Origin of the sequence: Leptothoe kymatousa TAU-MAC 1615 (assembly GCF_018739865.1) — a bacterium.
Lineage (GTDB): Bacteria > Cyanobacteriota > Cyanobacteriia > Phormidesmidales > Phormidesmidaceae > Leptothoe > Leptothoe kymatousa.
Genome location: NZ_JADOER010000016.1, coordinates 1 through 26405 on the forward strand (window position 1 = coordinate 1; position 26405 = coordinate 26405).

At 49.7% G+C, this 26405-nt stretch carries 24 protein-coding genes and 1 tRNA gene; 7 read left to right on the forward strand and 18 right to left on the reverse strand.

Features of this window, described 5'->3' with window-relative positions; translation table 11 throughout:
- The 13 genes from IXB28_RS15760 to IXB28_RS15820 form a co-directional block, all read right to left on the reverse strand.
- The coding region (locus IXB28_RS15760) for an IS3 family transposase (RefSeq protein ID WP_326521083.1) at positions 1-782 on the reverse strand (782 nt) is incomplete at its 3' end.
- Positions 782-1090 carry a transposase gene (locus tag IXB28_RS15765; protein ID WP_215619570.1) on the reverse strand — a complete coding sequence of 103 codons (309 nt, stop codon included), beginning with the start codon at positions 1088-1090 and terminating at the stop codon, positions 782-784. The genes IXB28_RS15765 and IXB28_RS15760, both read right to left, overlap by 1 nt.
- 7 nt (positions 1091-1097) lie before the next feature.
- The gene (locus IXB28_RS15770) at positions 1098-1475 is read right to left on the reverse strand and encodes a transposase (protein WP_215619571.1); all 378 of its coding nucleotides are present in this window, start codon (positions 1473-1475) and stop codon (positions 1098-1100) included.
- 132 nt (positions 1476-1607) lie between these two features.
- Positions 1608-1832, reverse strand: coding sequence for a hypothetical protein (locus IXB28_RS15775; RefSeq protein ID WP_215619572.1), 225 nt, complete (start codon positions 1830-1832; stop codon positions 1608-1610).
- 239 nt (positions 1833-2071) lie between these two features.
- The gene (locus IXB28_RS15780; RefSeq protein WP_215619573.1) at positions 2072-2896 is read right to left on the reverse strand and encodes a formylglycine-generating enzyme family protein; all 825 of its coding nucleotides are present in this window, start codon (positions 2894-2896) and stop codon (positions 2072-2074) included.
- 59 nt (positions 2897-2955) lie between these two features.
- Positions 2956-4023, reverse strand: coding sequence for a formylglycine-generating enzyme family protein (locus IXB28_RS15785; protein ID WP_215619574.1), 1068 nt, complete (start codon positions 4021-4023; stop codon positions 2956-2958).
- Between the two features lie 28 nt (positions 4024-4051).
- Positions 4052-7039 (reverse strand): formylglycine-generating enzyme family protein, encoded by a 2988-nt coding sequence (locus IXB28_RS16955; protein ID WP_326521073.1) that lies wholly within the window; start codon positions 7037-7039, stop codon positions 4052-4054.
- Positions 7039-8061, reverse strand: coding sequence for an AAA family ATPase (locus IXB28_RS15795; RefSeq protein WP_215619575.1), 1023 nt, complete (start codon positions 8059-8061; stop codon positions 7039-7041). The genes IXB28_RS16955 and IXB28_RS15795 overlap by 1 nt, the downstream gene beginning before the upstream one ends.
- Positions 8058-9896, reverse strand: coding sequence for a VMAP-C domain-containing protein (locus IXB28_RS15800; protein ID WP_215619576.1), 1839 nt, complete (start codon positions 9894-9896; stop codon positions 8058-8060). Before IXB28_RS15800 ends, IXB28_RS15795 begins: the two co-directional genes overlap by 4 nt.
- Positions 9897-10253: a CU044_2847 family protein gene (locus IXB28_RS15805; protein WP_215619577.1), complete on the reverse strand. Its 357-nt coding sequence runs from the start codon at positions 10251-10253 to the stop codon at positions 9897-9899.
- Between the two features lie 315 nt (positions 10254-10568).
- Complete coding sequence (locus tag IXB28_RS15810; RefSeq protein ID WP_215619578.1) at positions 10569-10970, reverse strand: hypothetical protein; 402 nt, start codon at positions 10968-10970, stop codon at positions 10569-10571.
- Between the two features lie 297 nt (positions 10971-11267).
- A tRNA-Glu gene (locus IXB28_RS15815) sits at positions 11268-11340 on the reverse strand.
- A 132-nt stretch (positions 11341-11472) separates the two neighbouring features.
- Positions 11473-11757 carry an Npun_R1517 family heterocyst differentiation transcriptional regulator gene (locus IXB28_RS15820; protein ID WP_215619579.1) on the reverse strand — a complete coding sequence of 95 codons (285 nt, stop codon included), beginning with the start codon at positions 11755-11757 and terminating at the stop codon, positions 11473-11475.
- 637 nt (positions 11758-12394) lie between these two features.
- Here IXB28_RS15820 and IXB28_RS15825 point away from each other — a divergent pair.
- Complete coding sequence (locus IXB28_RS15825; protein WP_246559828.1) at positions 12395-12991, forward strand: CPBP family intramembrane glutamic endopeptidase; 597 nt, start codon at positions 12395-12397, stop codon at positions 12989-12991.
- A 9-nt stretch (positions 12992-13000) separates the two neighbouring features.
- The gene (locus IXB28_RS15830; RefSeq protein ID WP_215619580.1) at positions 13001-13402 is read left to right on the forward strand and encodes a hypothetical protein; all 402 of its coding nucleotides are present in this window, start codon (positions 13001-13003) and stop codon (positions 13400-13402) included.
- 87 nt (positions 13403-13489) lie between these two features.
- Here the strand turns inward: IXB28_RS15830 and ftsE are convergent, their stop codons facing one another.
- From ftsE to smc, 4 genes are all read right to left on the reverse strand, one after another.
- A complete protein-coding gene (gene ftsE, locus IXB28_RS15835; RefSeq protein ID WP_215619581.1) occupies positions 13490-14323 on the reverse strand; it encodes a cell division ATP-binding protein FtsE in 834 nt (277 codons plus the stop codon).
- 187 nt (positions 14324-14510) lie between these two features.
- Complete coding sequence (locus IXB28_RS15840; protein ID WP_215619582.1) at positions 14511-15272, reverse strand: WecB/TagA/CpsF family glycosyltransferase; 762 nt, start codon at positions 15270-15272, stop codon at positions 14511-14513.
- 161 nt (positions 15273-15433) lie between these two features.
- Positions 15434-16231 (reverse strand): PRC-barrel domain-containing protein, encoded by a 798-nt coding sequence (locus IXB28_RS15845; RefSeq protein WP_215619583.1) that lies wholly within the window; start codon positions 16229-16231, stop codon positions 15434-15436.
- A 206-nt stretch (positions 16232-16437) separates the two neighbouring features.
- Positions 16438-20175, reverse strand: coding sequence for a chromosome segregation protein SMC (smc, locus tag IXB28_RS15850; protein WP_215619584.1), 3738 nt, complete (start codon positions 20173-20175; stop codon positions 16438-16440).
- Between the two features lie 362 nt (positions 20176-20537).
- Between smc and IXB28_RS15855 the strand changes: the two genes are divergently transcribed.
- On the forward strand, positions 20538-20981 hold the full coding sequence (locus IXB28_RS15855) for a RuvC family protein (RefSeq protein WP_215619585.1): 444 nt from the start codon (positions 20538-20540) through the stop codon (positions 20979-20981).
- Between the two features lie 9 nt (positions 20982-20990).
- On the opposite strand, the gene IXB28_RS15860 is transcribed toward IXB28_RS15855, so the two are convergent.
- Complete coding sequence (locus IXB28_RS15860) at positions 20991-21776, reverse strand: MlaE family lipid ABC transporter permease subunit (RefSeq protein ID WP_215619586.1); 786 nt, start codon at positions 21774-21776, stop codon at positions 20991-20993.
- Positions 21777-22246: 470 nt separating this feature from the next.
- On the opposite strand from IXB28_RS15860, the gene IXB28_RS15865 reads away from it, so the two are divergent.
- The 4 genes from IXB28_RS15865 (at position 22247) to IXB28_RS15880 (ending at position 26404) form a co-directional block, all read left to right on the forward strand.
- The gene (locus IXB28_RS15865; protein WP_215619587.1) at positions 22247-22525 is read left to right on the forward strand and encodes a hypothetical protein; all 279 of its coding nucleotides are present in this window, start codon (positions 22247-22249) and stop codon (positions 22523-22525) included.
- Between the two features lie 159 nt (positions 22526-22684).
- The gene (locus IXB28_RS15870) at positions 22685-24232 is read left to right on the forward strand and encodes a M16 family metallopeptidase (protein WP_246559829.1); all 1548 of its coding nucleotides are present in this window, start codon (positions 22685-22687) and stop codon (positions 24230-24232) included.
- A gap of 77 nt (positions 24233-24309) precedes the next feature.
- The gene (locus IXB28_RS15875) at positions 24310-25791 is read left to right on the forward strand and encodes a M16 family metallopeptidase (protein WP_215619589.1); all 1482 of its coding nucleotides are present in this window, start codon (positions 24310-24312) and stop codon (positions 25789-25791) included.
- A 10-nt stretch (positions 25792-25801) separates the two neighbouring features.
- Positions 25802-26404 (forward strand): hypothetical protein, encoded by a 603-nt coding sequence (locus tag IXB28_RS15880; RefSeq protein WP_215619590.1) that lies wholly within the window; start codon positions 25802-25804, stop codon positions 26402-26404.
- Position 26405: the final 1 nt, after the last annotated feature.

Genomic DNA, 26405 nt, shown 5'->3' on the forward strand with positions numbered 1-26405 from the left:
CGATTATAAAAAACCTCAATCCATTCAGCGATTACGGTTTTAGCCTCAGCCTGATCAGAGAAAATCCTAGAATGCACTAACTCTGTTTTAAGCGTACCAAAGAAACTCTCCGCAACGGCATTATCCCAACAATTTGCACGACGACTCATGCTGCCTTGAATGTCTGCCGCTTGCAAGGCCCGTTGATAGTCTGCGCTCGCATATTGACTGCCTCGGTCAGAATGAAACATCAATCCCTGGGGCGAGGCAGTACGCTGACCTAATGCCGCCTCTAATGCGGTCAAAACCAGTTCGGTGCGCATGTGGTCAGCCATCGACCAACCGACGACTCGACGAGAAAATAAGTCGATAATGACGGCCAAGTATAGCCAGCCTTGTCTCGTCCAAATATAGGTCATATCAGCCACCCAAACTCGGTCAGGTTCAACCGTCTTAAACGCCCGATTCAAACCGTTGTCCGCAATCGGAAAGGAATGCTCAGAGTCAGTGGTCGCCTTGAATTTACGCTTCGGCCTCGCGCGAAGCCCAAGCTGGGACATCAAGCGAGCGACGCGATTGAGACCCACCTCAGTGCCACGAGCCAATAAGGCCGCATGCATCCGAGGCGAACCATAGGTACCACGACTGGTCTCAAAAATGTCAACCATTTGCTCACACACGATCTGATTCTCCTGTGCTCGGCGAGAGCCTTGACGCTCACACCAGGCGTAATAACCACTGCGCGTGACCTTCAACATTCGACACATCAAGGTAACCGGGAAATTGGCCTTCTCGGCATGGATTAGCTCGTAAAGTCGGCGCTTTCCCTGGCAAAGAAGGCTGCGGCCTTTTTTAAGAAATCACGCTCCTGTTTGACGTGTTTTAGTTCACGCCGCAGCCTCACCAATTCTTGATGCTCGGCACTCGTTAATTCACCCTCAAGTCTCGGGTGTTCGTTAATCTGGGATTGTTTCACCCATTTGCGCAGAGCACTTTCTGTCAGCCCCATTTCTCGGGCGACTTGGCTGACCGGTTTGCCTGATTGCTTCACGATGTTGACCGCTTCCGCTTTCTGCTCATCGGTAAAGTAGCGACGTGGTTTTTTAGTCATTTGAACATTATCCTGCATTACGACTCATCGGATATGTCCACTTTTTTTGGGGAAGGTCACCATCGGCTTTATGGTGTGCGACGAGGGCTAGGTCAACATAGCTACCATAGGCTCGGTCCGCCAGGACGATATCGCCGGGTGCTAAGGTTTGATACCACTGACGAGCCAGGGTGATTTCTGAGGTGTTGAAATCGGCAATGCGGATCGCCACAGCGGCCGCAGTCGCTAGCGAGAACACGACGAGGAGTTTAGCGATGGGAAAGCCACAGCCCGCTTTTTGATTCGAGTGCTGCGGATAGGCTACTTGGTTGGCCGGTGTATCGGCCATTACCACGTTTGAACCATCGAGTATTTTAACCACTCGCCCCAGCCACAGATGGGCCATTGATGTCTGAGCGTCAATGACTGCACCCGTATGCTCAAAGAGCTCGCACAGAACTGATTCCGGTAGCCGCTGACGCGCTTTTGCATAGCCTCCCGTGTTTAGTGAAGGTAACGGTGCGTCTTCAACGGCCAGTCAACATTGAATCTGCTTCACCGCATTGGATAAACTTTTATCGGCATCCAACACCTGATACAGAAACGCCCACAACGTCACGATAGGCGTAAACAGTCGTTTGCGGTAAGTGACCTTTGCCCGGTGCAACGCATCCTCAATGACACGGTCATTAAGGATGCCTGAAAAGGGATTGCCTGATCGCTCAGACAGCTTGAGCTTGAGTATTTCAACAGAATGAAGCATAGTAGAAGCATGTTTTTGTGAGCCAAGGCCATTCTCCTTTATCGGTGGGGCTCTTGGCTATTTTTTTGCCATGCAACATTCTTAAGTCAGCGCCATTCGAGTCTGAGACTCCTTTACGAGGGGACAATGAAACGGAATTCACTGGGAGAGACGGCTCTCCACTCGGTTGGGGAGCTTACACTAAGCTCCTAACATGTAGCTTGCTACATCACACCAAAAGAGCAAGAGAGAGAAAAGTACTATTGCAGAATCCTGGGCGAAGAACAGGCTAGACGGAAACCATTATTCAAGTCATGGACATCAGGTGAATGATTATCTCGGAAAGCCGACCGACAATTCTTCGGATTGTTAAGACAAGAGCCACCTCGGAGTACACGATTATCAGAATCTTTTGCAGCTATCCAACCTCTTCCATCAGTCGGTGCATTCTGATAACTGTTATGCCATAAATCCTCGCACCACTCCCAAACATTACCGTGCATATCACTAAGTCCAAAAACATTTGCAATGCCAAACTCATTTACCAAGGTAGTCGCTTCTCGATAATCACTTTTTCTCCCATCGCCATAAGTGTAGTTACTATTGTAGTTAGATAAATTGTTAGCAATGGTATCCCCAAAATAAAAAGGCGTTTGGGTGCCTGCTCGACAGGCATATTCCCACTCCGCTTCGCTAGGTAAGCGATAGGGTAGTTTGGTGTGCTGTGCCAGGCGCTGACAAAACTCCACTGCGTCATACCAACTCACGGAGTCTACTGGATGATTATCTCCTTTGAAGTTCGATGGGTTTTCGGCTAAATTTCGTTCTGCCTTAGGCAGGGCTACAACCGCTCGCCACTGGGCCTGGGTAACTGGATATCGCCCCATAAAAAACGATGAAACTGTGACCGCATGCTGCGGACCTTCATTATCTCTTCGCCCGGATTCATCCTCTGGTGAGCCCATGATAAAGGTGCCACCAGGAACCAACACCATATGGAGCGGCAATACCTCAGACGGCAAGGATATATCTGGTTCTACGTACCCTTTGGCTTTACGTGAGGTACGGCGTAGTCTGGGAGACATAGTGGGGTAGCGTGAGCAAATTAACAAAGAGCTTCTGAAACATCCTGTAGACAAAATAGTCAGACCCTTCTTCCACAATTCAATCTACAAAAATTTAATAATTTTGCAATACTTAATCGATGCCTCCCTTTCAATTTATGAAGAGCTTTGGATTCTATTTGTTGGACTCTTTCTCTGGTAATCGCAAAGATTTGACCTACTTCATCAAGAGTCTTCATACGTCCATCATCTAGTCCAAACCGTAAACGCAGAACATCTCGCTGACGAGGGCTCAAGCTATTTAGAAGTTCATTAGTTACTTGACATAAGTCTTCTAATACCGAGCAGGTTACACGGAAACTGTGGTTATTGTATCGATCGCCAGGCGTAAGGTTAAGGCGATAAGCGGAACGACAGAACTTCGGCCCCTCATACCAAGAGCTCCCGCGTAGTACGCGACGATCTTCTGCTTCTCGATCTTCCCATGAACTACCATCATTCGGTGCTCCCTCATAATTACTATGGAAATGATCTTGGCACCACTCCCACGCATTGCCATGCATATCCACCAAACCAAAAGCATTCGCCCCTTTAAAGTGATTTACAGGAGTGGTTTTTTTGCGATATTCTCCTTTGGAGCCCTCTCCATAGGTGTGATCGCCACAATAGTTAGCCAATTGAGTATCAATAGTTTCACCAAAGTGAAATGGAGTAGTCGTACCAGCTCGACAGGCATATTCCCATTCAGCCTCTGTAGGCAATCGGTATTGACGATTGGTATGGAGGGTTAATCTATCGCAGAACTCCAGCGCATCATGCCAGGAGACGTTCTCCACTGGATGCAGCTCTCCTTTAAAGTGCGAGGGCTCCGGCTCCAATTTTTGGCTCACCTGCTCCATCGCCGCCACCGCTCGCCACTGGGCCTGGGTCACCGGATACTTAGCCATAAAGAAACGGCCCAGGGTAACCTCATGCTGAGGCCCTTCATTATCAAAGCGGTCCAGCTCTCCTGCCGGGGAGCCCATCACAAAGCTACCTGCCGGTATCTCCATCATTTGCAGCGACCATACGCCTGCGGCAATGGGTTCGTCGTAATACCGGTTTTGACCTCGACGTTCTTTAATGGAAAAGGGGCTAGCTTTTTGCATAGGACAAGAGGGCACAAGAGAGAAAGAGCTATGGGAGAATCCTGGGCGCGGAACATACTACACGGAAGCCAAAGCTGTAAGTGCGGAGTCCGGGCATAAGGTGGTAGCGATAGGCTGAACGACAATACCTGGGATAGGCATGCCAAGAGCCACCGCGTAGCACGCGATTAATCTCTTTGTCATCCTCATTTCCTTTATCTTCCCAAGCGGTTCCATCAGTTGGAACACCACTGTAATTACTATGGTAATGATCCTGACACCATTCCCACACATTGCCATGCATATCACTCAGACCAAAAGCATTGGCAAAGCCTAAGTGATCTACGGGCATAGTCTCACCGCGTCGCTCTCCCGGAGGGCCATTTGCATAGGTGTAAACACCATCGTAATTGGCCACTTCAGTGGTTATCATATCTCCAAAGTGAAACTGTGTAATTGTATCGGCTCGACAGGCATATTCCCACTCTGCTTCGCTGGGTAAACGATACTCATTCCCCGTGTAAGCCGATAAACGAAAACAAAACTCCATCGCATCATGCCAAGAAATTTGCTCTACAGGTCGATCTTTTCCTCTGAACATGGCAGGATCAGCATCTAGCTTCGACTCTACCTGGGGTAAAGCGACAACAGAATTCCACTGGGCCTGGGTCACCGGATAACGACCCATGTAGAAAGACGCCACCGTAACTTCATGCTGAGGTAATTCATTGTCATAACGCTCTAGTTCATCCTCTGGGGAACCCATCGCAAAGCTTCCACTAGGAATAGCCACCATCTCTAACGGCACCTCTGAGGGGAGTTGTTCAACATAGCGATAAGCCGTCTGCTGTCGGTCCTGGCGCTGCCACTGCTGGCCGCTGCCAGTGAGGGTTACAACAGTCACCTCAAAAGGCTCCAGCTCATCATCTTTCTCTAAAGTATCTAAATAAGATAATGGACGTAAATCTTGAATATCAACTTGTTCTTCTGAATTCTCTTCAGCTCGCACAATCCAAAAATAAGATGAATCCGATACCGAATCTGGTCGGCTAATCACAACTTCCTGTGGCTGTTCTATTTCAGCCTGCAGTAACAGCACTGTATCCCCTTCTTCAGGCAAATCACCCCATTCCTCTATCCACGCCCCAACCATAGAGGCTCTCTGCTGTTCATAGGCTTCCCCACCATCCGTACCATCCGTTTCCAAGGTGAGAATCAAAAACTCTTCAGTCTGCAGCGCTGGTGGAAAACCGATCTCAGCAACACCATCCTCAAACCGAGCATCAATAAATTCAAACTCTTCCAGCTCTGGAAAATAAATCGGTTCAGCCTCATCCAAAGAAGATGCACCTTGGGCAACAGGCATCCCCAATGCTTCCACTAATTCCGCATATCTCCCCCCCAATCGACGCAGTGCCTGCTTGGTCACTGACGCAAAGGTCAAAAACTCTTCGCCTACATCGTCTAGTTCTTCTTCCAGACGCAAAAGGGCCGTAAAGCTATAAATGGACTTACCCAGTTTTTTGCCAATGTAAGTCGAAATTTCATTGAGAACAATTTCTGCCGATGGCGTATCCACCGTGTCAATCAGTAACTTACGCACACCTGGCACAAATTCATAGCGGCGTTTGGTGGCAAATAAACTCCCCTGGTCCGCCACAGCATCCACAGCAGGTTGACTCTCTTCATTCGCAGCAGAGGCAGATTCTGGCTGACGTTTTATTAGACCACTTAAAAACACTTCGGCCACATGCAACGGTGTAGATTGTGGCAACAGCTTTGCCTGGATGATATAAATCAACGACAATTCCACCGGCACCAGGGCCATCAAAGATGCTAGTTCTCTGGCCGTATCAGATGCAGTCTTACTAAAGCGACGAACGAAGTACTGGGCCTGCTCCGCTTCACTACCTGACGATGGGGGCACAGATTGTGGAGGGTTTTGTTGTTGAGCCGCTTGCCACTGAGCATCAAACCAAATGCCCATGGCCTGGGCATCTCCAAACCCAGCCAGCATTTTGGCCCACTGCACCATAGACGATGGCTCCAGCGTAATCACCGGTAGCTTTAGACCAGGATCGCCATCGTCTTCCCATGTCAGGGGTAAATGGTTGATTAGCTGGTTATTGGGCACCCCTGGGCATCGCCCCGAAAAGGAGGTTCTTAGCCCAGCACTCAACACCGTTCTAGACCACAGCCGCCCCGGTAGCATCTGCACAATGGTTACCGGGCTATGTTTAGCCCATAGAGATAAATACTTTGCCTGCAAGGTACCTGTCTGCCATGCGGGTGAAATACAATCGCTGATCACCAAAATTAAACGTCGGCCTGACGTATCAATCAGTTCTTTAGGCGCACGGGGACGAGGGGATACATTACCAACCGGACGTTTCGCAAATAAGGTAATTTCTCCGGCAGAGGTGGTTTGTAAATACCAGGTACTAATGGTGCGGAAGGCTCCCTGGCGTTCTAGCACCTGCTGAAAATCCCGAATCGTATCACGCCAGAGAAAACTAGATGCTGAATCTTCGACTACCAGCACCAGCTCTAACCAGCGTTCACGGGCTGGTTTGATCACGGTCATACAAAACTGCCGTTCTGCCGTTTGCTCTGCAGTGGCATCTTCATCCAAAATCTGTTGGGTATAGGACTCCACCTTACGCATCAAAGGCCGTAACGAACGGCCCAGGGCAAGAGTTTTACGAAGTGCTGGCGCAGTAGGGGTTTGAAATGGAATACCGCGCTGTATAGGTTTATCCTGCTGGGTCTGATTATCACGGGACGACGGGGCCGATAACGTTAGGTTTGGATCTCGACTGGGTGCAGCAGAGGGTAACGGTCCTGTATCTCTAGATTCATCGGCCCTAGAGTCATCTCTGTCATCGTCATCAGGCTCTGTACTCGCCTGGGCAGCAGGTGCATCGATATAGTTGACCAGCCAAAGCAAGTCAGCGATATTTTCGCCATCCCAATCAACACCCGCTGATCGCAAACGAGCAATCAACTTCGCTAATGCTGTCGGTGCCACCTGAGTCATTATGCTCCAGGCCCAGAAAGCGGCTTTAATATCTTATCGAGCAGATTATTATTCTCTACATCTGCCGCTGGGATACCTTCCTGCAGAAGAAGATAAATCGCATTGAGCAACTGGTCTGTTGCCAGTTCTTCGCTACTACGCTTTTCAACAAAAGCGTCAATAATCGGCTGAGCCTTAGTTAGTACCTCTGAATCCAGGGCAGTCAAGTGACGCGACACTATATCGGCCAGTTCTTTAGGATCGGGCTCTTCCATTTCTAAACGAATGCACCGACGCAAAAAGGGTGGTGGAAAGTCGCGCTCTCCATTACTGGTCAAAATTACAAAGGGAAAGGCATTACACTGCACCTGGCCATTGATAATCTCAGCGGTCTCAGTGGTCTGTGCATAGGAAGTGCTCACTTCTACTGTAGATAGCACTTCTTTAATGCGCTCTAATTCATCAATGCGATAACGCCCTTCTTCAAAGGTGTGGAGTAAGTCATTGGGCAAGTCAATATCGCTTTTATCAATCTCATCGATCAATAAAATCCGGGGGCGCTTCAGCCGATCGGGCAATACTGGCAGCAACGCTGTGCCCAGTGGCCCCAAACGAATGTACTTACCGATCGCTTCCAGTTCTTCGGCAGCCGTCTTGTTTTGGTTCGTCTTAGCAGATTCTGACGGTTGCACCTGGGAATCTTGCAAACGACCAATGGCATCGTAACTATACAGCCCCTGCTTTAATGTAGTGCGTGTTGTAATTGGCCAGTAAAGTACTTCCCCCAGCTTTAGCTCATGAGCCACCGCATAGGCCAACGAGGTCTTCCCTGTGCCGGGCCTACCCGTAATCAAGAGCGGTCGACGTAAATACAACGCCGCATTCACCAGCTGGATCTGTTCAGGCCGAGCCTTAAACGTCGTGCCCTTTTGAGCTTGATATTTGCCAACATCTTGAAACTCACGCCACCCTGGTGGATCGGGTAGGCGATCCAAATCGTCATGGGGAGTGCCACTGCCTTTGTAAATTTCCCAGGAGGTCATAGATTCGCGTGCGCTTGAGAATAAAGATTGTCAGTACTTGGGGGGATATGGTTGGGATTCTCCCATAACACCGCTAAATGGTGACCCAGTTTAGCGGATTTACAATATTCTGTATCATCATCCAATTCCTCAGTCTCACGCCGAAGATTAAGAACTTCTTCAGGCACTTTGCACAGCTGGTGGCTCAAAAGGTCAGTATCCAGGGTTTTACACCAATCACAACCTGCATGGTCATTATCTCGCACCCACAGTGCCAGGGGAGTACCAGTAATGACGAGCAATGCAATATCTCCAGCATCACTGAGATCTGGTGAACTAGAAAGCTTTAAACCCAATACAGCTTCGGATTTAAGCGATCGCTTCAGTTTTTTATCTTTTTCAATAAATTTTGTCTGGGCCACCGTTGCTTGATGGGCTTTCACTTCCTTCCATTTCTTTTGCCATGGCAATAGTGCGCGAGGTTGATCCACCCGAGCCTGTGAACGCAGGAGAACCTGAGGACAATCGTCATCAGCAATGCCTAGAGGCTCATGAAACGCGAGAAATGGAATCCCCAATCGTTCTAAGGGCTTATTCATCAAGGCAAAGGGCAGTAAAACTTCTAACGTCAGGTCACTGGTATCGATATCCTTAGCGGCTATTTGATTCAAATACGCCTCGATAATCTTGGGTAGTACCTGATAGATATCCGGCTGCTCTGTTTGCAGCGATTCCACTAACGACTTCTCTAACGATAAGCGTTGTACGGTCTCTCCAGCTTCCACCTTAGGGTCATACTTGGCAGGATCTGGAATCAGCCAAGCATCCACTAAATGTGCGTCAAGGTCAGCGTTTTGTTCTCGGTCATGAATACTGACTAATAGTACAGGCGATGCTGGAACAACTTCCTGATTTTGGCGCTCCAATGCGGCTGTACGCATTTGAGTTCTAACCGCATCAAAATCATCGGTAAACTCATTCGCCCAGGCAGTTAATGTAGTAATTAAACTCCCAAATTGCTGAGGTACTAAATTGTCTACTAGGCTAGCCGTGAATTGCACCAGCTTATCTACACCATCATCGCCACCAGCGCCCTGGCTAGACAATTCCTCTAACATCTTTTCAGGGTCGTTATGAAGCGCTCCGCGAGCATTCTCGCCACGGCAAAGACGATAGGCAGCAGCGATCTGACTCCTTAATGTCTCCGCATGGAGCTCCAGCACATCCCATAACCGTTTACGCTGCACTAGCTTTAGGGGCGTACGCAACTGATCGACGGAAATCATAAATCCCAGCCGATCATCTGGATAAAGTGCGTCTCGAGCAACCACTAGACCAACAAACAGTTGAGTGTCTTCGTGCCACACAGGTGAACCACTCACCCCTTCACGAATAGCCGTTCCCAGTCCTTGGGGAACTTCCAGTTGCAGCCAGTTCCGTGTAGAACCAGCCGTTTGCGCGGAAAGGTTACGCCCAGCCGGATTACCAGCCAGATAACCAAAGGTACGCACTGTCGCTCCCAGATAGTCTTGAAAACTAGATGGGAACTGAATTGGCACTAACGGTGGATTGACATCAATGGGAGCTGACAAACGAAGAACAGCAATGTCTTCGTAGCCTTCAGCGGCATTAAATGAGTGATACACCAGCTCAGCGGTCAGGCACTCTGTCTGGCCAGCTTGATCAAACATCACACCAACCTGCTGCCCTAATGATGCGGTTTCACCCACTACATGGGCACAGGTCATTAAATAGCGACCACCGATCCAAAAGCCAGTACCTGCGATCTCATCGGCATTACCGCGATAGACCTGGACAATGGCGCGTTTTCCAACCTCAAACTCTATCGCTGGCATCTACTCTGACTCTTTTTCCCACTTTAGCTTGACCTCAAAGGTAACCTCACCACCGACAGAGCCAAAGACGATGCCGGTTTCAGCTCCTAATTTAAGACCAAACGTAACCTCTACTTCATTAGCCGGGGTGGTCAGACCGGATTTCATGCGAGACACAACCTTAGAAACTACAGGCTGTACCTTATCTAACGCTTCTTCTAAAGTTTGGCTAGCCTGGTACACCATCCGATTAGTATCTGGTGTAGAAACCCGCTCCACACCAGGACCACGCCCTGTAGATTGAGGTTTATCTACCTCTACTAGAAATGTAGTACCGTCATCATCACTAAGCGTGAACTGGGCTAGTTCTCTATCCATACAGCACCTTATTTCTGGATATACATCCAATAACCATCAACAATCATGGCTGTTAAATTCCAGAAATACCCAATTTTTCAGATTTATTCTAAATGAACGCAGCTCTGATCGACTCAACTGGGCTGATAGGTTGTCTTGAGTAGCGGCTAGTTCCGAAAATACCCAACGGCAAATGCATTTTCAAATTTCGAGTTTAACCAAAGAGTCGTAATTCTGAGTATTTGCCAGGTTAACAACTCAGGCCAGGCATAAAAAATCGGGTCTTATTTCCCAAAAAGACCCGATGGCTTATAACGTTAAATTTTCTGCCGTCCGTTATTGTTCCCTGACCACAGATTTAATAGCGTTGATGGATTTTAAGTTTGTAAACCGATGATAGGCCGCATAAACAATCTCTAGATCTAACGCTTTGGTGAGCTGGCCCATGGTGGTAATGCAATACAGCGAGCCCTTTTGCATGGCCAACAATATTTCATAGAGTCGTCTTTGACCAGGGGACATATTCCAATGGTAGTTCTCATAAACAACTACATAAAAAGCACCACGAATTGAAGAGTCTTCAGAGGCATTGATAACAACAACCTGATTGTTCAGCGTTTCAATCGCCGCTAACTGATCAGGATTCTCAAATCGATCCTCCCAGTCTGGATAACCACCATCATGCTCCAGCTCTATCTCTAGATACTCCAGGCAATTCTCAATGAATAAATCAGACATGAATAGTACATTGATACTAGTCTAATTTATTTTACCAGCTTGGCCAGAATCTATATGCAGGCTGTTCGTCATACGCCCTAATGTCGTCGGTTAATAGTCACCTTGGTATTGGCACTCTTCAGTCGTTTATTTGCTTGGACAAGTTTGACAGTAATATCCATGCCTAAAAACCAGCCTAAAAATGACTCCTGAATTAACCGACATCACCTGACATCTCCCTCTATATATAAGTAGAGAAATGCCTTTAAAACCAGACAGGCTATGAGCCGATAGCTCATAGCCTGTCTTTTTAATCAATACCCCCAGGGGAATTCGAATCCCCGTCGCCTCCGTGAAAGGGAGGTGTCCTAGGCCTCTAGACGATGGGGGCGTAGGTGCCATGGCGTCTTTGCCTTGGCCTTTACTAATATACAAATTCGAGGGAATTTATGTCAAACCCTTAGTAGGATTTTTTTTCGGCGACGATTTTCGGCATGGGTTGCAGTATGGGAAATCGCCCCGATTAATCCCACCGATCAGAGTTACGCAGACGAATCAGCTGGCGCCGCATCGCTGGGGACGCTTCTAATGCCTCTACTTCATGGATATTGACCTGAGACTCTAAGGACTCAAAATATTCATCTTCACCATAGGTGTAAGCATCCACTAATGACTCAACTAATGAGCCGTCATCTCGACCATCTATAGCCAGCTTTTCTTCAATGATGCGAAATTTGAGACGAACCTCACATTCATAGATATTGACGGTATTCTTTTTTGCGGCAGAAATATCAAAGGGAGTTCCCATAGGTGAATCTTATATATATAGACGACACAACGTGGGTAGATGAGGGGTAATGGAAAATCGTGGAATTAAATAATGAATCTCAAACTTGATTTAACTTGAATTGCATTCTGATAGTTTAATGAAGCCCAATAATTGAAGTTTTTTAACATTTAATTTGGTTGTTTATTCACATATTCAGGGTCACAAAGATAACTTGTTCTAACGCCATTTTTTAATTATTTAAATTATATTTTTCTTCAATTAAATCGATAGATTCAAGCAGTGCTATTCCTTGCAGTCAAGACCTAAAGAGCATCAATCAAATTAAATTCAAGAGTTTTTTTCTGAAATAGAAAATCATCAATATGTGCTAGCAATATCCAGGCATAAAAGCAGCTAATAGGCATGGGATACCCATCTTGGATAAATCAATTAATTCGGCTTTTAAGCTGTCCCTAGCAGGTATCATTTAATACTCTTTTTTCGTATTAATTAATGCTGCATCACTAGCAGGCGGACATGAGCCCCCCTGGTAGGAAATACTGACGTTATAAATGTAGCCATGGATAAATAGATTCACGCATAGGCGTAATACCAGGGAAAGCGTAATATGGTATCGCCTAGTTCGTTCGGCATTTACTAACGGCCGCTTTGTTTTTTGAATCAGCCTGCCCCACCTAACCCCAGTATGGAGCCTTTGTCGCGCATCCAGGTTCTGGTTGCGATCGCAGCGACGGCTCTTGTTTTATTTGTAGTCGCTCGTCTATGGCTACTGCTCGGCTCAGTTCAGCAAATATCAACTCAGCTAGGACTGCACCCCATAGGTATCGGCATACTGCTAGGCACGAGTATCACGATTGTTAGTGGTGTCCTATACCGACTTTGGCCAACCTATCGACGCAGTGCCAACGTTTACCTGAACTATATTCTGACTCCACTCGTATTACCGGACGTTCTCTGGTTAGGGTTATTACCCGGCATTAGTGAAGAATTACTGTTCCGTGGCGTGATGTTACCGGCATTGGGAAGTAATTGGACGGCATTAATATTATCGAGTTTGTGCTTCGGTTTACTTCACATGAGTGATTTGCGCCAATGGCCCTACATGCTTTGGGCAACCTGTGTAGGCGCACTGTTAGGATATAGTGCCCTAGCCAGCGGCAATTTACTCATTCCTGTGGTGGCCCATGTATTTACCAATATGGTGTCCAGCCTAATCTGGAAATTGAAGGTCACCCATTGGGCCACTCACTAGACATTTACCGTGGTCTCTACTTCCAATCCCCAATCGTTTCAAGCCACCAACTTGCCAAACATTGATCAAATACTAGGCGTAGCGGTTTTTGATCCAAAGGGCTTACCGCGACAGTATTTTGTCACCACCGCCAAGCACCAGGATGATGACTGGATCCGGCTAGCCTTTCAAGCATTGGGGCTGAAGCAGCTCTTAATGGATGAAATGGAGTTACCCCAGTTAGACCATGTAATGATGCGCACTAAGACAGGTAACCTCGTGATCCTGCCCTATGCCCAAGGATTTATTGCCCTATACATAAAACGGGCCCTGCCCCAGGAGCAACCCAATATTGACAACCATTGGACTCCCTGGGCCTGCAACTTGATAGAAACCGTGATCAAACAGGACTCTAGGTTTAAAGCTGTATAAACTCAGCCACCTTAAACCTAGAGTCCTAGTGAAATCGCTAAATTTTGCATCCATGGGTCACCTGCTAGGCAAACACAGGCATGCCCCCTAGTGTCTGACGTAGGTCAAACGCCCATCTTTAATCTGCACAACGGGATGGCTAGATGTGCGCACCAGCTGTTCATCATGGGTGGTGACAATGACTGTGATGCCAATGGAATTTAATTTTTCTAAAATTTTGATCACCTGACGGGAGTTATCCCCGTCTAAATTGCCCGTTGGTTCATCCGCTAACAGCAACGGCGGAGTACCGACAACGGCCCGAGCAATGCTCACCCGTTGCTGCTCTCCCCCCGACAGCTGGTCAGGAAAGCTACTAGATTTATGCTGCAAACCGACCATGCGCAATGTGGGTCGCAGTCGCCGATTAATTTCTCGACGGTTATACCCTTGGGCCCATAGCACAAAGGATACATTTTCGGCCACGGTGCGTCTGGGAATGAGCTTATAGTCTTGAAAAACGATGCCAATGCGGCGCCTTAGCATCGCCAGTCGGTTGCCCCTGAGCTTAGCCAGGTTTTGGTCATCGACCATAATGTCACCTGCGGTAGCTCGCTCTTGGCCATAGAGTAGCTTGAGCAAGGTGGATTTACCTGCCCCAGAGGGACCGGTGACAAATAGAAAATCACCCCGTTTGACTTGCAGGTTAATGTTGCGTAGAGCCTGACTACCGTTGTCATAGGTCTTAGTGACACCGGTGAGGCTCACTAGGGGTGAAACAGCGCTAGCAGGGGGAGGCGATGTCTGCTGGGTGTCTGTTGATGCCGCATGGGCAGGCGGCGTGACGACTTGCCCCGTCTGCCCTCGCCTATGGGCGCGCCGAACTGAAGCGGTCTGGCTACGAGGAGAACGAGCTTTAGGCGAAGTCACAGCAGATGTCATTAGGGGGCAATGTTTAGGAGAGCGACACGGTTAAAAAATCTCAAGCAGATTTTATTTATATAAGGATATATGCAATAGGTAAAATGTCTAGTTATTTGACTTTTTTTTATTGCTTCACGTAGCCATGCTCTGGTTATACATGCACCCGTTATACACGCACCCGACGACTCAACCGTAGGCACGCGACCTAGCGACGCCAGCCTAAGTCATAGCCAATGGAGCGCCAAACAAACTTGGGCAAGGCTAGCATCCGGCGCCAGCGCCAAGGCTCTTGGTAAAGCCGATAGAGCCACTCTAGGTTGTTATTGCACATCCAGCTAGGAGCGCGCTCCTTGTTTCCGGCCCAAATGTCAAAACTGCCGCCCACACCGATCCACATAGCCTGGGGGCATAGGTGCCGATGTTTGGCAATCCACATTTCCTGGCGCGGCACCCCTAAGCCCACAAAAATGACGCTGGGCTGCAAAGCTTGTAATTCTTGCTGAAAACTGATTTGTTCTAACTCTGATAGGTAACCGTGCTGAGCGATCGCAACATTCAGCTCAGGAAACTTGGCCTGCCAACTATCTGCAGCGGCCGTCGCCAAACCAGGCTTACCCCCATAAAAAACCACCGATTCCGTGGCCTGCAGCCGCGACAACACATCCACCGAAAATTCGATACCTGGATAGCGCTTTATCCGCTGGCGTTGCACCCATTGAAAGTAAAGCTGGACACCTGCACCATCAGGAATCACTAAGGTGGCATCTTGAATCAGTTGCCGGAAGTCCGCATTAGTCTCAGACTGGACACACATTTCGGCGTTCAAGGTGACCACATGGCCCCCTTGCCCAGACCGCAGCACCTGTAAAAGCCACCCCACGTAGTCCACACTACGGTGTACTGGCAAACCCATAACGAATAGCTTTTGCAATGGAGCAGGAATAACGGGCACGGGTGAAGCTACCATGAGCGCACAATAAACAAATTGATAAACGTTTCACACGTCCAGGTAGGGAAGCTTTTGATCAAATAAATAATCAAATTTAACTGGCACGTGGCTTAGAACAGCGACCACGCAATACCCTATATGGTTATTTCACCAATGGCAATATCGATCCTGACAAAACCCTAAAAGTCTTCTTCTTCGTATTCCATTACTTTTTTCTTTTGAGGAATATTCAAAGGCTTTGCCTGATATGGCTCTTCCTCGGGCACGGGCTGCTCAATCGGTTGGCGCGTAGGCTGCTCTAGCTCCAACCGTTGGGGAGGAGCCACTTCCCGCCGAGCCTGGGGGGCCGGTTGCTTAATCCCAGAAGGCAGCTGATTACTGGCCGACGTCGGCATAATGTAGCCATCGTCTTCCCGTTCCCAAGGGGCCGCACCCAAGCCCAAACGCTCTAATAAGCCGACACTAATCTGCTTGAGCTTTTCCTCAGACCCTTCGAAGACGATAATGCGGTCAGGACCGGTGCTGACAATTTCTTCCACCGGCAGCTCATAGGAACTAATCACCTGGTCGGGAATTTGGGGTAACCCCATGGAGGCAATGACTAGGGATTGGAGCTTGCCACTAACAACGTCAAACTTAAATCCTCGAACACGGCCCAAGCCTTCGCCAGATTCGGTAATAACTTCGCTTTTCACCAAATTGCTATAGGTGGCCAGGCTAATGTCATCTTCAATAACCGTATCGTCATCCACCAAGATCACATCGCCAATCTGACGAATGCTGCTGAGCATCATGATCTGCTCAGGTCCAGAGACCACTTTAGACAAAATATTATCCCGCAAGCCCAAAGCCACCACTTCACATCGATCTATATCGACCCACAGCTGACTGACCACGCCCAGACGACGGCCTGTGGCGCGGGTAATTACTTGGGTGCCAATCATGTCGGAGCGCAGCCGACTTTGTTCAAAACTCATCGCTGGGATCTACTGTGTGGGATTGCAAGGGTGCACTCTATAGTGCACTTAACCGGCGGGTATGTTTCTTAACTGAATGAAACATATGCCTCCCCACATTACACCCTATGCTTCAGTTTTTTGACAGTGTGTGAAACCGAATGAGATCTATAGTGCTATCCAATTTTTCGAGGCAGGGCGTGCCCCAGGCCTAAAAATTGCCCCCCTTAGCCCCCCGCAGAGGCACGCTGTAGATTAATTCCCAATACCTGGGTGTAGGCTCCCCGTGCCTGGGTGACACCAATGGTGCGTTCGGCGGACTCAATCATCGGTCGTCGCAGGCTCACCACAATAAACTGGGCCTGCTGGGCCTGGTGTCGAATCATCTTGGAAAGACGCTCAACATTGGCACCGTCGAGAAACATGTCGACCTCATCAAAGGCGTAAAACGGCGATGGGCGATAGCGCTGGAGGGCAAAGATGAAACTAAGGGCGGTGAGGGATTTTTCTCCACCGGACATGGAAGCCAAACGACGGACCGGCTTTCCTTTGGGGTGGGCGACGAGGTTAAGGCCACCATTAAAGGGATCGGTGGGGTCATCTAGCTGCAGATAGCCATCGCCATCGGACAGCTCCGCAAAAATTGCTTGGAAGTTTTCGTTGACGGCGTCAAATGCTTCTTGAAAGGCGTGGCGGCGCAGGGTGGTGAAGTTTTCGATGCGCAGCAGCAGTTCGGTACGCTCTTCTTCTAGGGTGGTGAGCTTATTGGTGAGTTCTTCGAGGCGTTCCTGGGTGCGCTCATACTCTTCTAGGGCCAGCATATTGACGGGCTCCATGGCTTCTAGACGGCGCTGTAAGGATTTGAGCTGCTTTTGCAGGGTTTCGAGGGTGAGGTCCTCGGGGACTTCGGGCAGGGGGTCTGGCAACTCGGCTTGTTTTACTTCAATGGCAGACTGCAGTTCGTTGAGCTGCTGCTGACGCTCTTGCTGGGTCTCACTCAGTTTTTGCTGTTGCCACTCTAGCTGCTGGAGCTGGTTGCGCTGGTCCCGTAGCTGGTGCTCTTTGCGATCGCGCTCGACCTTTTCTCCCTTCAGGGTTTTATCGAGTTCAGCAATGGCGGCCTGGGTAGCGATGATGTCTTCTTTTAGGGTGGCCTGCTGTTTGTTGAGTTCGGTTTGCTGATTGATCTGCGCTTGCTGCTGCTGGCGGGACTGATCGATGGTTTGCTGGCCAACTTGGATTTTTTCTTGGAGCCGCTGCTGCTGGGCTTCTAGCTCATTTTGCCGCTGCTGGGCCGCTTGCAGTGCCTGCTGACGAGAGGTTAGCTCGGCTTCTAGCGCCCGCACTTTTCCCTGGGCCTGCTGCCATTCGCTATGGGTTTGGGACTCTTCTAAGTTAGTGAGTTCCTGGCGTTTTTGCTGCAAGCGGTTTTCTTGATCGGGCAGGGCTTTTTCTAGCTCCTCTAGCCGCTGTTGAGCCGCCGCATATTCGGTTTGGTATTGCTGTTGCTGCTGTTGTGCTTTTTCGAGGCGCTGTTGCAGTTGCTGGCGTTGCTGCTGGGCCTGGGTGTTTTGCAACTGCTGTTCGCGATAGCTTTGGCGCGCCTCTAGCAGCGCCTTAGACTGGGCTTGGACCGCTGCATCGGCCTTAGCGACGGCGCGATCGCAGCCCGCCAAAATCCGATCAATTTCCTCTAAGCGCTCCCGCAGTGCCTTCGCCTCTGCCGATTCGCCTGGGTCCACCGTGCCAAAGTGCAATCGTCCCTGGCGGCGCAGGCTACCCCCGGTCATGGCACCGCTGCTTTCTAGCACCTCGCCATCCAGGGTCACCATGCGAAACTTACCCAAATGGCGGCGGGCATCCCCCAACCGTTCAAACACCACCGTGCCGCCAAACACAAAGGCAAATACATCGCGATAGACATCGTCGCACTCAATCAGATCCACCGCATAGTCGATAAACCCATCGGGGCGCTCCCACCGGCCGACCTTTTGCACCCGTGGGGTGCGAATCGCATTTAGCGGCAAAAACGTAGCCCGCCCGGCCCGCTGACGCTTGAGGATATCAATCCCTCGGGAGGCCACACCGTCATTATCCACCACCAAATAGCCCAACCGGGCCCCGGCAGCAATTTCCAATGCGGTTTGATATTTGGGATCCACTCGCCCCAACTGAGCCACCAAACCACAAATACCCGTGAGGCCACTTTTAACTAGCACTTCCGTCGCCTGGGTGCCGCGAGTTTCCTGCAATGCCTGCTCTTGGGCTTCGAGCTTGTCTAACTCACGCTGCTTTTCTCGCTGCTCCCGTAGCAAACGCTCGCGGGTTTCCCGCTGCACCTTAAGTTCTTGCTCAGCCGCAGACACCGCCTGGGCCAGCCCTTGAATGGTCGCTTCAGCCGTCGATAGGGTGGCGGCTTCCTCCTGGGGGGCAGCATTAAATTCCGCTTCTAGGCCTTGGATTGTAGCTGTTTGAGCCGTGATCTGGCTTTGTAGCTGATTTAGCCGCTCTTGCAGCCGCACCTGCTCTGATCGCTGGGGCTCTAGCACTTGCAGCAAAGATTCGATTTCGCGGCGGAGGTTGGTTTGGGTTTCTACCCAGGCCTGGGATGCGGATGCGATCGCGCTCGTCGCCTCCCGGCTCTCTTCCACAGCCAGTGCCGCTTTATCCCGATCGGACTGTAGCTGCACCAACTCGGTGCCATTCAGGTCCGTCAGCTGTTGCCCCACCGTAGTCAGCTGCTGATTTTGCTGCTGTAGCTCCACCTGGGTGGTCTGCAGCTTTTCTGCCAGCTCCCGGGTAGATTGCCCCAGCCCTAAAGACTGACGCTCTAACTGGCGAAGTTCGGCTTCCTGGGTAGCCAGCTTCGATTGCAACGCCAAATGCTCATCTTCCCCCAGGGCTTTGACCTTAGCGTTCAGGGTTTCTAACTCCTTGGCCGTCACGTCAATCAACGCCACCAACGCTTCCCGCTGCTGCGCCAATTGCTCCGCTTTTTGTTTCCCCTGCACCAGCTGAGCTTCTAGGGTTTCTGCCTGCTTTTGCTGCTGCCGCCACTCCAAGACGGTCTGCCATTGGGTCTTTTCCTGGAGCGTGGCCTTCAGCTGCTTATATTTTTCCGCCTTTTTCCGATCCTGATCGAGGCGTTCTAGCTGATCGATTAATTCCCGCTCAACAATGCGAAACCGCTCTTCCCGCTCCCGCACCATATCCAGCTTGAGCTTGGCCTGATTAATCTTGCGATCAAAGGACGCCACCCCTGCCAATTCGTCAATAATTTCTCGACGCTCCCGCGCCTTCATAGAAATAATGCTGGTGACATCCCCCTGGAGCACCACATTGTAGCCCTCGGGATAAATCCGAAACCGCTGTAGCTGCTCGTGCAGCTCCGTCAGCGTACAGGGCTGACCATTAATAAAGTAGTTAGACGTGTAGGTGCCCTGGGCCGTAATCCGCAGACGCCGAGTCACGCTCCATTCTCGCGGCAAGGGAACCACATTCCCCTCAGGCTTAGCTCCATTAGCCGCAGCGGCCCCATTAGCAATCGCCCCGTTTTCAGCGGCGGCTACGGCACCGTCCCCTGCATCTGCCTCGGCACTATCATCCCCGGTAGCAGGCTCAGCCGGAGCCTCTGCACTGTCTGAAGTATTAGAGGAACTAGACTCGCTATCGTCCTCATCCTGCATTAACTCAGCGGATACATCACTAATATCAAATGTAGCCGTGACACTGGCTTCCGCCGTAGACCGCCGACTGGCATGATTCTGATTTACCAGGTCTGGCAAGCGCTCTGCCCGCATGCCTTTGGAACTGGCCAACCCCAAACAAAATAAAAGTGCATCCAGGATGTTCGACTTTCCGGAACCGTTGGGGCCAGAAATAACAGTAAAACCCGGTAGCAGAGGAACCTGAGTCGTCCCTCCGAAAGATTTAAAGTGGGAAAGCTCAACTCGTTTTACATGCACAAAGCAAACGCACCCGAACTAGTGCGTACAAGTGTACTTAAACCATAGCATTTGCATCCTATTCAACACCAGTGCCCACCGAAATTCGCAGCCACTGAAAGTGAATAGTGCATGTCAACCCGCAAGAAATGGTAGATCAATCAACGAACCAATGATGTATTTTCACCGTCGTTCTAGGACAGGTAAAGATTTAGTGATTTAACTCGCCAGACTTAAGTTTGCCAGATTTTGTTGAAAGCGCAAGCAACCGTTATCCAATTTCCAGATTTGCCTCCCTGCATACAGCAGCCCTGGGGATGGTCGTAAAATAATGAATAGTTAAATCACTCGTGTTTTATAACGTCTCTATAAAAGTCAGCTCTGTGACCTCTACTGTTTTTTCCAAGCTATCGCAGCCAGTCATTTTAGGCTTTGATCCAGGTCGTAATAAGTGTGGTTTAGCCATTTTGGGAGTAGATCGTTCTCTGTGTTACCACGAGGTGATCGCATCGGAAGATGTGGTTGAGCATATTGAAACGTTGCGCCAGACCTATCCCATCTCGTTGATCGTCATGGGCGATCAGACCGGGGCCAAACTTTGGAAGCAGGAGCTTTCCCGCCTACACGAGGGGCCGAATATTATTTTGGTGGATGAACGCTACAGCAGCCTGGAAGCGCGCGATCGCTACTGGGAAATGTTTCCACCCAAGGGTTTGAACCGCCTCTTACCCCAAAGCATGCGCAGCATTCCCCGGCCCATCGACGATATCGTCGCCATCTTGCTAATCGAACGCTACCTCAACAAACTGACCGAAGTCAGCATCTAAATCCCACCATCAAAAGTTCAAAGCTGAACTTTGAAACATCAGCCAAGACAAGAAAAAATTACTAATAAAAATCGCCAGCAATGCCGTCACGACCGCCGTCGTCGTCGATTGCCCCACCCCTTTAGCACCGCCGGTGGTGGTCAGCCCCCAGCTAGAACCAATAATGGCAATCAGGGTGCCAAATACTAGGGCCTTGATCATGGCACTCACCAGGTCCCACACATCCATAAACACCCGAGCCGAGTCGAGAAAAACAGTCTGGGAAATATCAAACATCGTGGTCGTAATCAGCAAACCACCGGTCATTCCCGTAATAAACGACAAAATTGTCAGCAACGGCAGCATCAGAGCGCAGGCCACCACCCGGGGCAATACCAAATAATCCACCGGATCCGTTTTTAGCAACTGCAGCGCATCAATTTGCTCGGTCACCTGCATGGTGCCAATTTCAGCCGCAAAAGCCGACCCCACCCGCCCGGCAATAATCACCGCCGTCAAAACCGGTGCCAGCTCCCGAGCCAGCGTCAGCGCCAGCACCCCACCCACAGCGGTACTGGCGCCAAAATTAATAAACTCGCGGGTGACCTGAATGGTAAACACCATGCCCACAAAACTGGCCGTCACCAGCGTAATCAGCAACGACTCCGGACCAACCGCCGCCATTTGCTCCATGGTGTTGCGCCGATGGAGGGGTCGCGTCAATAGATGCACAACCACTTGGCCACCTAGAAGAATAGCAGCCAATAAACGCTGCCCCCATTTCACCAAACTCAACGTAGAAAATACGGCGGCCAAAAGAAAGTGCTCCTTCGCGAACTATGAGATTTAGGGCAAGGCGCATACACAAAAATAAAATCCCAAACCAGACTCCGTTAAGTAACGGCCTCCCCTTAAGTTAGGAGATGCCGTAGGCTGAGGGGCTTGATCACTTGCGCCAACGACCGCAGCCCCTCCCTGAGCATTGCCCCTTACTAAGGGCAACCAAATATTGCCAACCCTTACAGCAGTATCTGCTTCCATTGCGCATCTCTAATAGGGCAACCACGACAGCAAACAAGCCACGCTTTACCAAACGACACTCTACGTATAGTAATCGGTAGCTAAATGGTGTGATGATTTAATGGTTAGTAAAGGTTGCCTGCCAAATGCTCTGTAATTTTATGAAAATTTAAGATTTCTCAAGTTGCCGTCCTTTTCAAACTATTCCGCCTATGGTTGGGGTGGTTCCTTACGCCCATTTGGTCACAACGTGGCAGGAGGTATAAATGGGCTTTCAACTTTTCAGTTCTTTGGCCTTAACGTTAGTCATTTGCTTTATGCTGCCAGCCATTGTTGTTGGCGTAGCATTTGGCGCACTAACCTTGGGTGCGTGGTCACCCCTATCAGCCATCAGTGAACTAGGCCGGTCGCATTTAGCCGATTTTTTAATCACCTTTGGTGCTGGCAATTTAGGGCACGGTATCGTAGTTATATGCCTTACCATCAGCATCGTAGGCGGCATGTTTGAAATGTTTACCTTCTACAAATATATCTATCTCAAGTAGGCTGATAAGAATTTACTCCCGTGGCCAAGGGCAATTCCCTGTCATTTCGTCGAATCGTCAATATCTTGTTGACACAATATAAAGAAAAGTATCTATGCTGGTAACGGTATTTTGCGCTGAGGTGATATGGGCGTAACTCCGTCAGCTAGGTCTAAAGCTATGTGGTTGTGGACAGTAGTTCTGTCAGTTTCACTATGGTTGGGATTCAGCCAACCGACATGGGCACAGCAATCTACTCTGGTCACGCCAGAACAAATTGCCGCCGATCAAACCAATTCTATTCAGCCTTATCTCGACCGGGTAGCCAACGGCGTCAGCGAGTTTACGCTGGACAATGGCATGAAGTTTATCGTTCTAGAACGACACCAGGCACCGGTCGTCTCCATGATGCTGCATGCCAAAGTCGGGGCGGTCAATGAGGCCGATGGTCAAACTGGCGTCGCCCACTATCTAGAGCATTTAGCCTTCAAAGGCACAACCAAAATCGGCACCAATGACTATCGCTCAGAAGAGCCCCTGCTACAGGAAATGGATGTGGTGTTCGATCAGCTCATGGCCGCTGAACAAGCGGAGGATGAGGAACAAATAGCCGCATTACAAGCCCAGTTTGCAGACCTCCAAGCCCAGGCATCAAACTACGTCGATCAAAATAAATTTGGCCAAATTATTGAACAATCAGGCGGTCGTGGCCTTAATGCCACCACATCTGCCGATGCCACCCGTTATTTCTACAGCCTGCCCTCCAATAAGCTAGAGCTGTGGATGTCTCTAGAATCGGAACGCTTTATCGACCCTGTCTTCCGCGAATTCTACAAAGAAAAGGAAGTCATCCTCGAAGAACGGCGGATGCGCGTGGACAACTCCCCCATTGGCCAAATTGTTGAAAAATTCCTGGAGGTATCCTTTGACGAGCATCCCTATCGCCGTCCCGTCATCGGTTACCAAGACGATTTACGCACCGCTACCCGCGAAGAAGTTTCTGACTTTTTCGACGCCTACTATGGACCGAGCAACCTTATTGCCGCTGTAGTGGGGGATGTTGACCCTGATAATGTCAAAGCGTTAGCCGAAACTTACTTTGGTCGGATTCAATCCCGCAGTTTGCCCCCTGAGGTCACCGTTCAAGAACCACCGCAAACGGAACCAAAAGCTTTTGAGCTCACACTACCCAGCCAACCCTGGTATTTAGAAGGCTTCCACCGACCTGGCATTAATCACCCAGACCATGTGGTCTATTCCATGATTGAAAGCATCCTAGTGGGTGGGCGGACATCACGCATGTATCAAGACATGGTGGAAACCTCCCAGGTAGCGCTCAACATTGGCAGTGCCAATGGCTTCCCTGGCGACCTCTATGACAATATCCTGTTGCTATATGCGCTCACAGCCCCCGGCCACACTGTAGATGAGTTGGGAGAACGCATGGATACCCTACTCACCCAGCTTAGGGAAGAACCCGTCACCGCAACGGAGCTAGAACGGGTGAAAACTCAGGCTCGGGCATCTCTGCTACGCAGCCTGGATTCGAACTCGGGTATGGCCAGTCTGCTCACCGAATATGAAGCTAAAACCAACGATTGGCGCAATGTGTTTGAAGAACTCAAGGCCATTGAAGCCGTGACGGCGGAAGATGTACAGCGCGTCGCTAAAGCAACCTTTGAGCCCAGCAATCGCACCGTTGGTAAACTGCTATCGGCAGAATCTTGATTCATTTTGCGGGTTTTCGCCCCTTGGAGGGCCATTCCCAACCTAACGCCTATTCCCTATTCGCCCGAAACTCTTCTATGTTCTGGTTTTCCAAACGTCGTCTGACCACAGGCTTTTTCCTGGCCATGGCCACCCTCGGGTTGGTCCTCACCTTGGGATGGAATAAACCCGCCAATGCGGTTACCGCTCGCCATTACACCGATCTAGAATTTTCCCCCCTCGGGGAAATTCAGATTCCTGACTTTGAGCGCTATGAGCTCCCCAATGGCATGGTGGTGTACTTAATGGAGCAACACGACCTGCCGTTGATCAGTGGCACCGCCACCTTTAAGGCGGGAGAGTTTATGGAACCAGCTAACAAAACAGGGTTAGCCGCCATCATGGGCGAAGCGATGCGGACGGGCGGCACCACCAGCTACACCCCAGAAGCGCTAAATCAATTTTTAGAACAGCGAGCTGCAGCTGTAGAATCCAGCGTCGGTAGCACCAGCGGTAGTGCCAGCTTTAGCTCCCTCAGTGAAGACCTCTCGGATGTCTTTTCGATTTTTGCAGAGGTGATTCAACAGCCCGCCTTTGCCTCAGAAAAAATTGACCTCATTAAAGGTCAATACCGAGGCAGCATTGCCCGACGCAATGACGACCCAGATGAAGTCGCTACCCGTGAGTTTCGCAAGCTGATCTACGGTGACGAAAGTCCCTTCGCCCGCACCGTAGAGTATGCCGACATCGACAATATTTCTCGCCAGGACGTGGTGAGCTTTTATGAAACTGCGATCCAGCCGCGGGGGACAATTTTAGGCATTAGCGGAGATTTTGACTCGACCCAAATGAAGGCTCTGATTGAAGAGTTTTTTGCTGACTGGGCTCCCTCTGTGCGGGCAAAGGCCAATGTAGACATTCCCCAGGTAGACCAAAAAACCAATGGCCTATATACCATAAATCAACCTCAGCTCACCCAAAGCTATATTCATATTGGACATTTAGGTGGTCGGTTAGATAACCCTGACCATGGACCCATGGTGATTTTGAATGAGGTGCTCAATGGTTTTGGCGGTCGTTTATTTAACGATATTCGCTCGCGCCAGGGTCTAGCCTATGTGGTTTACGCATTTTGGAGTCCTCGCTACGACCATCCTGGTTTATTTATTGGCGGTGGCCAAACGCGCTCTGAAGCGACGGTGCCGTTCATTCAAACCATGTATAAGGAAATTCAGCGGGTCCGCCAGGAACCGATCACCGAAGCGGAGCTGCAATTTGCTAAGGATGCGGTGCTCAATAGCTTTGTGTTTAACTTTGCCACGCCAGAACAAACCCTATCGCGGCTGATTCGCTATGAGTATTATGGCTATCCAGAGGACTTTGTTTTTCAGTTTCAAAAAGCAGTGGAGTCCACGACGGTTGAGCAAGTTTTAGCAGCAGCCCAACGAAATCTGAAGCCCAGTGACTTTGTCACTGTGGTCGTGGGTAATTTAGATGCGATCGATCCGAATTTAGGCACTCTGGCAGAGGAAGTGAAAATCACCCCCATTGATATCACCATTCCAGAGCCTGCGGTATGAGAGGAGAGCCATGGCCTATAGTGATTTCACCCTTAGAAAGGTCAAACAGTCATTTGATTTAACAACCGTTGAAGGGGTGCGATTTTTGCCAGAGATCCCCCCGCTTGAACCTAGCGCAATGTTACAAGAGCTGATTGACTCTTACTTGCCATGGGCGATCGCAGTTGGCTCAGAAAAAGCAAAATCAGAAATGATTGTCGCTCCAATCCTATGGGAGCTCAAGCGTTTGCTGCACAGAGATGTCAGCATTTTTTCAGGTCGCGATTTTACAGTAGATTCCAGTCTGGGGTTAAATGGCACCTGCGATTTTTTAATTAGCCGCTCTGCGGAACAGTTAGAAATTGAATCGCCAGCAGTGGTTTTGGTAGAAGCTAAGCGAGATAGCTTGAACGTTGGGTTGGGGCAATGTATTGCCGAGATGGTTGCGGCTCAATTGTTTAATCAGACCAATGAGAAAGAAATTCCGGTCATATATGGTGCAACGACTAGCGGAACCGCATGGCGATTTTTAAAGCTAGAAAACAAGGTAGTAACCATTGATTTGACCGACTATCCATTGCCTCCACTGGCCAACATCCTGGGTATGTTGGCGTGGATGATCAAGAGTGGTTAAA